Genomic DNA, 9086 nt, shown 5'->3' on the forward strand with positions numbered 1-9086 from the left:
GATCAGCACGGTGGGTTTTGGCAATAACGGGCTTGCGAAAGCCAACTTGCACGGGGCGAATGATCAAAAAGTGCTCGCTGGCGGTGATAGGGAAAGTGTCGGCGCCGGCTTCACGGATTCAGGTATATGTCAACGCACTCGCTTGGGTAGTATGAGCAGCGCGCCTTTTACTCGCCTTCGCATTTACCACCTTTCACTCATGTTAGGAAACAGCCTGTTATGACGGTGCCTTCACTTGCCCGCCCACTCCCCTTTGTACTGCTACTGGCCTTCTCACTCTTCGCCAGCACCGCGCTGGCCCAATCTGCCCCACGAGTCGAGCTGGCGAGCGTCAACCGGGAGCCGATTTATCAAGAGCTTAACCTGGTCGGCACGGTGAACTCCCTGGAGGATGCGCTGCTCTCCTCGTCGGTGGCCGGGCTGGTCGCGGGCATAAAAAAAAACGCGGCCACCCATCGGTGGCCGCGTCTATCGCCTAATAACAGTATGTTTAGAAAGCAACGTTCAGGCCAAGCCACACCCGGCGGCCGTCATCCACATAGCCGTATTCGTCGTAGGTGATGCGCTCATCAAACAGGTTGTAGATTCCGGCATTCACCGTGGTGCTATCGTTGAGCTGATAGCCAATACCCGCATCCACAAAGGTGTAAGACGGTGCGACAATCGAGCTTTGCGACGGCCCGGTGGTGGGCTGGCTCTCCTCGCCCCGGTAGCTCACTTTGGTCCACTGACTAAGCCGTGCGTTCACATCCCAATCTAGCGTGGCCGACACTTGGTGGCGGGGCAGCTGGGTCAGCGGCTCGCCGGCGTACTCACCGCTTTTCTGTTCGGAATCGGTGAAGGTGTAGCTGGCGGTAAGCGCCAGCGTATCGCTCAACGGTGCGCTCAGACTGGCCTCGACCCCTTGCGTCACTGCATCGTCGATATTGACCCGGTACGTGGGGTCACTGCCGAACTGGTTCGGGCCTGCATTGCAAATATTGATCGGGCAGGCGATACGGGTGATTTTGTCCTCGAAATCGTTATGGAACAGCGTCAGGCTGCCGTTCAGGCCTGCGTCGCTGCCGTACAGCAGGGCAATCTCTTTATTGAGCGAGGTTTCCGGCTCAAGGTCAGGGTTGCCATAAACATTACCGCCACGGCTGATCTGCCCCCAGTCCGGGGTAATTTCCCGCAGGTTGGGGGAACGGTAGCCGGTGGATACGCCGCCTTTCAGCGTCCATTCCGGCGTCATCTTCCATACGCTGTAAAGGCGCGGGCTCAGATGGCTGCCGTAGTTGTCGTCATCGTCCAAGCGCAACCCGCCTGTCAGTGCCCAGGCGTCTGTCAGCATCCACTCATCTTCCATAAACAGCGCCCACTGGCTGTTTTCAACCGCCGTACGGTCGGAGATTTGGTTGGTGGTGCCATCCTCCAGCGACTCCTCTTCCCAGCTCGCGCCGACGGTGAGCATGTGCATACCCAAGGGAATCACTGCGCTGGTTTTCGCGGTGGTGTTGGTAATCTCGATATCCCGCGATTGGTTTTCGCTGCGCTCACGCTGTACGAAGGTTTCGCTGGTGCCCCACTCGAAGCGGCCGCTATGGGTCAGCGCTACATGGCTATTGGTGTATTCACCAATACTATCGGTGCAGCCGCCACGGCACCCTTCCGCAGGCGCCGAGCGCCCAACCAGCGAGCGGCGGTCCTGCTCGGTGATCCCCGCTTCTGCAGTAAAGTCGTGGTTATCGCTGGCGGCCAGGCTTAGCCGTGCGGTCAGGCTTTGCAAGCTCTTCTCTTCGTAGCCGTTTTCAATATCGTCTTCGTCGCGTTCTGAGGTGCGGCCATACAGCTGCAGGCCTAAACGATCCGCCACCAGCGGCCCGCTTAGGTAGAAGTTGGCTTGGCGGCTGTCGCCGGAGGCGCTGTCTTCCTGCAGCACGGTATCGAGCTGGATATTGCCGTGCCAGGTATCCGCTACCTTGCGGGTAATCACGTTGATCACCCCGCCGATGGCATCGGAGCCGTATAGCGTTGACATCGGCCCGCGCACCACCTCGATACGCTCGATGGCTTGCAGCGGCGGCAGCCAATCCTGTTCGAAGCCTGCGCTGCCGTTGGGGCGTGATTCGCGGGAGTTTTGTGGGCGGCCATCCACCAGAATCAGCGTGTATTGGGAAGGCATACCGCGAATGGAGATGTCATTGCCGTTATCGCCTGCCCCGCCTCCAGTCACTACCACGCCGGGGACATCCCGCAGCGCATCGGTGACGTTTTGATAGTGACCACGCTCCAGCTCTTCGCGGGAGATGACGCTGATTGAGGCGGGCGCACTGCTAATTTGCTGCTCAAAGCCAGAAGCGGTGACCACGATATCGTTGAGCTGAGGCGTTTCTTGAGCCGCAACTGCCCCGCAGGCGAGAGATGAGATAGCGCTGGCCAGCAGCGTACGGCGCAAACGTAAAGACATAGCGGGTTCCTTTGAATTGAAAGAGCACTCATACTTAAATACGAATTATTAGCATTTGTATTTTTGCATACTCTTTGCACAAAGAGGCGGGACGGTGCGTTCAACCAACCGGAACACAAATGGCAATTATTTTCATTCAAACAATTAAGTGGCACAATGGCGTGACCTCGTTCCCCCAGTGGCCCCGACTATGTACGATTTTGATGAACTCGCCGCTTTTGCCGATGTGATGACCACCGGCAGCCTGACGCGCAGCGCACAGAAGCTCGGGCTTGCTAAATCCACGTTAAGCCGGCGCATTAGTCAGCTAGAAGCCCGGCTGAACCAGCCGCTGCTGCGTCGCCAGGCGAACCGTTTGATTCCCACCGAAGCGGGCCTGCTGTTTCATCAGTACTGCACCGAGCTGCTGGCCATGGCCGCCCACAGCCAAGAGGCGCTGGCAGAACTTCGCGAGGAGATCAGCGGTAAAGTGACGCTGGAGGTACACGGTGCGCTGGCCCGAGGCTGGATGGCGGGCGTCGTGGATGCGTTTCTGACCCGCTACCCCAAGGTCGAGCTGACCTTGCACACCCGGGAAACGCCGCCTAGTAAAATGCACAGCAATAGCGTGCATATCTGGCTAGGCGCTACCCATGAGTGTGGGCTGAATCAAGAGCGCTTGGGCCACCTCACCCGCGGCCTCTACGCCAACCCACACTATCTGGCCCACGCGGGAACACCGCAACACCCCCAAGAGCTGGATGCGCATGCCTGGATCGACTTGTTGGATACTGCCTCTAGCGGCCTGCTGCTGCATCACCCCGAACACGCCGACTACCTGTTCAACGCGCCCCGCTCGCGGCTCCGGGTAGATCTCACGGCGTTGCACATCGATGCCATTGCCTATGGCCAAGGGATCGGCCTGCTGCCCCACTGGGTGGTCGAGAAACGCGAACGCCACCACCCTGGGGATCTGGTCAACTGCCTGCCCGGCTGGGAGCCCGCCCCCTTACCCGTGACGCTGCTGTATGCCTATGGGCATCACTCCCGCCGGGTCAATGCGCTGCTAGACTTTCTGCGTGACCAGGTGCCTAACGAGTGGCAAACCCACGCAAACGCCGTTTACGCCCATTAGCAATTCGCCTTGCCAGTTAGCCGCCTAATTACCCACAATAGGCGACCGATGATCGTCAAGGAACGTTAATGCTCGCTGAACTCTTCGCCGTCATGGCACCAGTGCTGGCCGGTGCCGGGCTGGGTTTTTTATGGGTTCGCCTTGGGCAACCCTACCCCGTCGATTTTATTACGCGTTTGGTATTCAACATTGGTACCCCTGCGCTGGTACTGGCGTCGCTCTCTGGTGCCAACATTGATGCCGGCACCTTTGGGCAGATGATGTTAGCCACCGCGCTGGTCATTATCAGCATGGGGGCAGCCAGCTTTGCCGTGGCCAAACTGCTGCGTCGAGATTGGCGGGTACTGATCGCGCCGATGATGTATCCCAACACGGGTAATATGGGGCTGCCTGTCGTGCTTTACGCTTTCGGCAGCGCAGGTTTTGCTTACGGTATTACGGTGATGGTGACGGTATCGCTGTTTCAGTTCACCTTAGGAGCCGTGCTCAGCAGTAGCGGAAACCCGATTAAAACGCTGATTAAAACCCCCACGGTTTATGCCATCTTAATTTCCATGACCCTGCTGTTGACCGACACGCCGCTCCCGCTATGGATGGCCAACACCGTTGATTTAATGTCTGGGTTCACAGTACCGCTGATGCTCATCACCCTCGGTGTATCGCTCGCTAGTATTCAGGTGGAAAGCTTACGCTCAGGGATTGGCTTTAGCTTGATCCGTATCCCTCTGGCCGCCGCTGCCGCTTGGTTTATTTCTGGTTGGCTTGGCTTACCGCCGCTGGCGCAGAGCATTTTGGTGGTGCAAATGTGCATGCCCGTGGCGGTATTCAACTATCTGTTTGCCCAGCGCGCCCGGCGCGAACCCGCTTATGTGGCCAGTTTAGTCTTCTGCTCAACGCTCATGGCGCTGATCTATTTACCGATACTGTTGGCACTGTTGATGTAGCGCCGGGGAACCCCCGGCCGCTTACGGCAGTCACTGCTAGACTTAGACTCTGATCCAGCGCTAACAGAGGACACTCGATGCCAACTCGATACGCTACGCCGTTGATGACCCCACACCGCTCGCTACGTTTACAGGCTAAACGCTGGGTGGCTCCTTCCCTGGTGGGGCTGATGCTTGCCAGTACTGCCCAGGCAGAGGTGGTTCATGATGCCCTGGAAACCGACCACTTCGCTATTACCATTGAGCGCGTGGCCAATGGCTTTGCGAACCCGTGGGCGGTGGCGTTTCTTCCCGATGGTCGCTACTTGGTGAGCGAGCGCAGCGGTGAGTTAAATCTCGTTGACTCTGACGGGCAAACGCAAGTGCTTGAAGGCATGCCCCAAGTGAGCCAGAACAGCCAAGGTGGCCTGCTGGATGTGGTGCTGCACCCTGAGTTTGGCGATGGCGAGCACGATTGGATCTACTTTACTTGGAGCAAGCCTGAGGGCGATAACAGCCGTTCAGCGCTCTCCCGCGTTAAGTGGAAAGGGGATTCGTTAGGCGACGTTGAGCATCTTTTCGAGCAGGATCGCGCTTCCTCTCCCGGCCGACACTACGGCTCCCGTTTGGCATGGCTCAAAGATGGCACCCTGCTGATGAGCATCGGAGACCGCGGCGTAGACCCTTCTCGCGCTCAGGCCAGCGATGACCACGCAGGCTCTACCCTTCGGCTCACCGAGACCGGAGAGGCCCCTGGCGATAATCCCTTTGTGGATGACGACGATACACTGGATGAAATTTACACCATGGGCAATCGCAACATTCAGGGCATGACCGTTCTCAGTAATGGTGAACCTTGGGCCACCGAGCACGGCCCGCGAACGGGTGATGAGCTGAATCAGATTGTGCCTGGCAATAACTACGGCTGGCCGGAGGTGAGTTTAGGCAATGACTACAGCACCAACGAGCCGATAGGCGTTGAATCTAAGCCTGGCATGGTTGACCCGGTGTATCGCTTTGATGGGCGCTTTGCCCCCTCAGGTCTTGCCGAGGTGACTAGCGATGCCTTTGAGCCCTGGCAAGGAAGCCTGCTGGCGGGTGGTCTGGGCAGCCAAAAGCTGCTGCGCCTTACCCTTGAAGAGGGTCAAGTGGCCGATGAAGAGCTGATTTTAGAAGGTGAGATCGGCCGTATTCGCGATGTGCGCCAAGGGCTAGATGAAGCGATGTATTTGCTAACCGACGGCGGCCAAGGCAGCCTTTATCGCTTGACGCCCACACAGCGCTAACCTTGTTCGACTCCCGAGACACCACCAGGAAGCACGATGCGATTACGTAACCTCATCATCTTAACGGTCATCGTGCCGCTCTTCGTGATCCTGGTGGTGTTTAGTCTGGTGGCGATCAAATCGCTGGAAGACAACGTTCGTTCCAAACTGCAAACCGAAGTCGAGATCATTACTCGCGCGCTGAGCACGTCGTTGAGCTATGCGGTGGCTCGAGACAGCGCCACGCCGCTAGAAGAGGCGCTGCAGTCGGCGTTTTCGTTTCACCGCATCTACGGGGCCTACGTATTCGATACCCAAGGCCGTGAGGTATACGGCCTTGGGCTGGGTAAAGATCTGTTCACACCGGAAGAGATTCAGCAGGTCATCGAGCGCGACGACCTGCACAGCAGCTACCGACAACAGGAAGGTTGGACCTACTACTCTGCTCTCACGCCACTACGCACCCAAGATGGCACTGTGCAAGGGGTGCTGCAGGTCAACCGACTCAATACCGGCATTGAGAATTACACCGGGTTTATCAGCATTGTGGCCGTGCTGGTCTTCGTGATTGGCGCGGCGGGCATCGTGTTCAGCATTTGGTGGGGGTTTCGTCACTACATCGAGCGGCCGCTCAACCGTCTGTTGCGCGTCATGCTGCTAGTGGAAGATGGCGACCGCAGCCAACGTGCCACAGTAGACGGCCCGACGGAGTATCGCCGTTTAGCGTCGGGCTTGAACGGCATGCTGGACGCTATGGCCGAAAAAGATCGTGATATCGATGCTCGCCAACGGAGAGAAATCGAGCTGGAAAAACGCCTGCGCAAATCGAAAAAGCTGGCAGAGCTTGGCGTGTTGGCCGCCGGGGTGGCCCACGAAATTGGCGCACCGCTGACAGTCATCAACGGCCAGGCCCAACGGTTGGCCCGCAGGGATACGATTGGCGACGACGAGCGTGCTAGGCTTGGCCGGATTCGCGGCGAGGTAGAGCGAATCGTCGAAATTGTCCGCCAACTGATGGAATTAGGCCGACAACATAACGTGGAGAAAGGACACCAAGCCCTTAACCAGCTTATCATTAGTGCCAGCGAGCTAGTCGAGGAGGAGCTGGAACCACGAAATATCTATCTGGATATTGAGCTTCCGTCCCCTCCTCCCCATTTATTAGTTAACGGTCAACAAATTGTGCAGGTACTGACCAACTTATTACGCAACGCCGCCCAAGCCCCGGACGTTAGCCATATTCGTGTTCGCGCCCAGTCGCACAGCGACGAGCTTACGGTATGGGTCGAAGATAACGGGTCAGGCATACCGACTTCGCATCATCATCAAGTGTTCGACCCCTTTTTCACCACCAAGCCGGTGGGCCAGGGCAGCGGCTTGGGACTATCGATGGTGCACCGCATTATTAACGACCACGGCGGGACGATTGGCGTATTTGACAGCGCGCTTGGCGGCGCTGGCTTTGAAATTACGCTTCCCCTTAGTGAAACCGCATCCGCTTGAGGACGACGTTTGTGACCCATCAGGAACACCTTTTACCGTTATTGGTGGTGGAAGATGACGCCGCTATCCGTGAGTTATTAGAGGAAGAGCTCAACGACGCGGGCTATGACACACTGGGTGTCCCCAGCGCTGAAGAGGCCATCGCCCTGCTTAGCCACACGCCAGTGGCCATGATGATTACCGATGTACGGCTACCCGGCATGACGGGCATTCAACTGCTGCAGCAGCTACGCCAGAGTGGCAGCGAGCTAGGCATTATTGTCATTACCGCGTTTGGCACGATTGACCAGGCGGTAGAAGCCTTAAAGCTTGGCGCAGATGATTTTTTAACTAAGCCACTTGATTTAGATGCTATCCTCGAAGCCGTATTTCGCGTACTGGAGCGACAGCGTTTGTCCCTTCCCCACGATACGGAACTCAGTCACTTCCACGGTATTGTGGGTAAAAGCCAAGCCATGCAGTCACTGTTCCACGATGCGTCTCGATTAGCCAAAAGCGATGCACCTATTTTGATCCTGGGTGAAAGCGGCACGGGTAAAGAGCTGCTGGCCCGAGCGATTCATCAAGAAAGTAGCCGCCACGAAGCGCCTTTCGTTCCCGTTAACTGTGCCAGCATTCCCGCCGACTTGATGGAGAGCGAGTTTTTTGGTCATGTGAAAGGTGCCTTTACCGGTGCTAATGAAGCCAGAAAAGGACTGTTTCATAGCGCCCAGGGCGGCAGCCTGTTTCTCGATGAGATTGGCGAAATGCCGATCAACCTGCAGGCCAAGCTACTACGCGCCCTGCAAGAGAAAACCGTTCGCCCCGTGGGCGGCGAGCGTGAGGAACCGGTGGATGTGCGCATCATTGCCGCTACGCACCGCCACTTGGAAAAAGAGATTGAGCAGGAGAACTTTCGCAGTGACTTGTTCTACCGCTTAGAGACATTCTCACTGCGCATTCCACCGCTACGCGAGCGCGGCACGGATATCGAACACTTGGTGTTCGCACTGATTGATAAGCACGCAGAAGCCCAAGGCAAACAGATCGAACAGATCGAGCCAGAGGCGCTCAATAGCCTATTGAACTACTCCTATCCCGGCAACGTGCGCGAGTTGGAGAACGCGATCATGCGCGCGGTAACGCTCAGCGAAGCGGGCGTACTGCAGCATCAGGATCTCCCCGAGCGCCTGCGCGAGCAGTCCAGCCAGCAAAAGAGCAGTACCGACACGACGCCCACTCTAAGCGGGGAGGTACTGCCAGGCACGCAAATTCCGACACCCGCGCCTGCCCGTTGGCCAAGTTTGGAAGAGGTGGAAAAGCGCTATATTCGCAAAGTGTTGGAAGCGACAGGGGGAAATAAACGGCGGACGGCCGAAGTATTAGGCATCGCCCGCCGCACTCTTTATCGGCGTTTGGAAGATAGCGAGGAGTAAGCCCAAGCCGGTCGCACTCGCCGACCGGCTTTTTCATGCTTACTCCGGGTCACTCACGCCATCGCCGGTTGACTCACGTGTCGCTTGCCCATCATTCGCCATGGGGCCGGTATCCATGGGTTCTTGAGGTTCGTCGGTCGGTACTTTCGAATCGGTGGTCGGTGCTTCGGAATCACCGCAGCCTGTCAGCACGCCCGCCATGAGCAGTGCGCTCAACAGTAGCGCCTGCCCCCTAACCTTATCAGCTGACTGGTTTGCAACCGCCCAAACTCACCGTCATACGCTTTAAACAATCGAGTAGGAAGGGGAGTCGCCTCCCCTGTCCTCTCACACCACCGGGCATACGGTTCCGTACCACGGCGGTTCATGAACAACGTTTGAGCCATCTTACCGTATCCAGTATCGATATCAGGCCCT

Annotated in this window: 9 protein-coding genes; 7 read left to right on the forward strand and 2 right to left on the reverse strand. The window is 57.4% G+C overall.

From position 1 onward, the window contains the following. Positions 1-223, forward strand: a 223-nt coding sequence (locus NH344_RS17540) for a hypothetical protein (RefSeq protein ID WP_253028238.1), incomplete at its 5' end; no start/stop codon positions are given. After that, the gene (locus tag NH344_RS17545) at positions 220-561 is read left to right on the forward strand and encodes a hypothetical protein (protein WP_253028239.1); all 342 of its coding nucleotides are present in this window, start codon (positions 220-222) and stop codon (positions 559-561) included. The genes NH344_RS17540 and NH344_RS17545, both read left to right, overlap by 4 nt. On the opposite strand, the gene NH344_RS17550 is transcribed toward NH344_RS17545, so the two are convergent. Beyond that, a complete protein-coding gene (locus NH344_RS17550; RefSeq protein ID WP_172416436.1) occupies positions 491-2449 on the reverse strand; it encodes a ligand-gated channel protein in 1959 nt (652 codons plus the stop codon). The genes NH344_RS17545 and NH344_RS17550 overlap by 71 nt on opposite strands. Before the next feature lie 190 nt (positions 2450-2639). Between NH344_RS17550 and NH344_RS17555 the strand changes: the two genes are divergently transcribed. The 5 genes from NH344_RS17555 to NH344_RS17575 all read left to right on the forward strand — a co-directional run bounded on the left by NH344_RS17555 (position 2640) and on the right by NH344_RS17575 (position 8669). Further along, complete coding sequence (locus NH344_RS17555) at positions 2640-3563, forward strand: LysR family transcriptional regulator (RefSeq protein WP_172416437.1); 924 nt, start codon at positions 2640-2642, stop codon at positions 3561-3563. Positions 3564-3631: 68 nt separating this feature from the next. Beyond that, positions 3632-4507, forward strand: a complete 876-nt coding sequence (locus NH344_RS17560) for an AEC family transporter (RefSeq protein ID WP_044630758.1) — start codon at positions 3632-3634, stop codon at positions 4505-4507. 104 nt (positions 4508-4611) lie between these two features. Then, positions 4612-5772: a PQQ-dependent sugar dehydrogenase gene (locus tag NH344_RS17565; protein WP_172416756.1), complete on the forward strand. Its 1161-nt coding sequence runs from the start codon at positions 4612-4614 to the stop codon at positions 5770-5772. Positions 5773-5808: 36 nt separating this feature from the next. Further along, positions 5809-7254, forward strand: a complete 1446-nt coding sequence (locus NH344_RS17570) for an ATP-binding protein (RefSeq protein WP_044630756.1) — start codon at positions 5809-5811, stop codon at positions 7252-7254. A gap of 11 nt (positions 7255-7265) precedes the next feature. Next, the gene (locus NH344_RS17575) at positions 7266-8669 is read left to right on the forward strand and encodes a sigma-54 dependent transcriptional regulator (protein WP_172416438.1); all 1404 of its coding nucleotides are present in this window, start codon (positions 7266-7268) and stop codon (positions 8667-8669) included. A 39-nt stretch (positions 8670-8708) separates the two neighbouring features. Here NH344_RS17575 and NH344_RS17580 read toward each other — a convergent pair whose 3' ends face one another. Further along, positions 8709-8885 carry a hypothetical protein gene (locus NH344_RS17580; RefSeq protein WP_161491476.1) on the reverse strand — a complete coding sequence of 59 codons (177 nt, stop codon included), beginning with the start codon at positions 8883-8885 and terminating at the stop codon, positions 8709-8711. Between the last annotated feature and the right edge of the window lie 201 nt (positions 8886-9086).

It is taken from the genome of Halomonas sp. Ps84H-12 (genome assembly GCF_024124725.1).
Lineage (GTDB): Bacteria > Pseudomonadota > Gammaproteobacteria > Pseudomonadales > Halomonadaceae > Vreelandella > Vreelandella aquamarina.